The sequence below is a fragment of the Pontitalea aquivivens genome, assembly GCF_046507575.1.
Taxonomy (GTDB): Bacteria; Pseudomonadota; Alphaproteobacteria; order Rhodobacterales; family Rhodobacteraceae; genus Pontitalea; species Pontitalea aquivivens.
This window is the reverse complement of record NZ_JBKFEY010000099.1, coordinates 1-893: the sequence shown is the minus strand read 5'-3', so window position 1 is coordinate 893 and position 893 is coordinate 1. Positions and strand designations below refer to the sequence as shown.

Sequence of the window (893 nt, the reverse complement as noted above, 5' to 3'; positions counted from 1 at the left end):
AATGAAGGCGCCGAGGACAGAACCCATGACTGAGCCCAGCCCCCCCAGGATGATGATCGCAAAACCCTTGACGAGCATATGAAAGCCCATAAATGGCGAGATCGCCCCGATGAAGCTCATGAGAACACCGGTGGCCACGCCAAGCGCCGCACTGATGCCGAACGCCAGGCCGTAGATCGCGTTGACATTGATGCCCATCAGCCTCGCCGCGTCGCCATTCTCGGCAAGAGCGCGGCTTGCGCGACCGAGTTCGGTACGCTTGAGCCAGAAGAACAAGCCGCCGACGATCACTATAGCTACCCCGAATGCGATGGCGCGCGACACCGAAATAACGATGTCGCCCACCACGATGGAGGAAAAGGCATATGACGGGTTCACGGAGCGTTCATCGCCCGTCCAAGCGATAAGCGCCAGGTTCTGGAGAACCAGCCCGATACCGAATGTAAGCAATATCTGGTTGATATGCGGCGCACTGAGCACACGCCGGATCGCGACGCGGAAAATCAAAAGCCCAACCACAAACCCACTGACCATGACCAGCGGCAGCGCGATCAATGGATCAACGCCGGCCAGGTGCAACGCCCAGAACGAGCCGTACGCGCCGAGCATGATGGCTTCACCATGCGCAAAATTAATGACGCGGATGATGCCGAAGCTCAGCGACAACCCTATCACCATAAGGGTGTAGAGGCCGCCGAGCAGCATCGCGTCGACGAAAAACTGCCCGAAGAAATCCATATCAGCTCCGCGAGTTAAAGGGCGAGTGACACGCGCCGCAGGGACGCGCGTCGATCGTCTGAACGCGTCAGCGAGTGACTGCCTCGATCTTACCGGATGCCGCCTCCAAAGGCCAAAGGACTACGTCCTTGCCGCCTTGGCGCTCAAACGCCATC

The 893-nt window shown here is 59.0% G+C and carries 1 protein-coding gene; it reads right to left on the bottom strand.

Annotated elements, in window-relative coordinates:
• The coding region (locus ACK8OU_RS20325) for a branched-chain amino acid ABC transporter permease (protein ID WP_410305141.1) at nucleotides 1-738 on the bottom strand (738 nt) is incomplete at its 3' end.
• Between the last annotated feature and the right edge of the window lie 155 nt (nucleotides 739-893).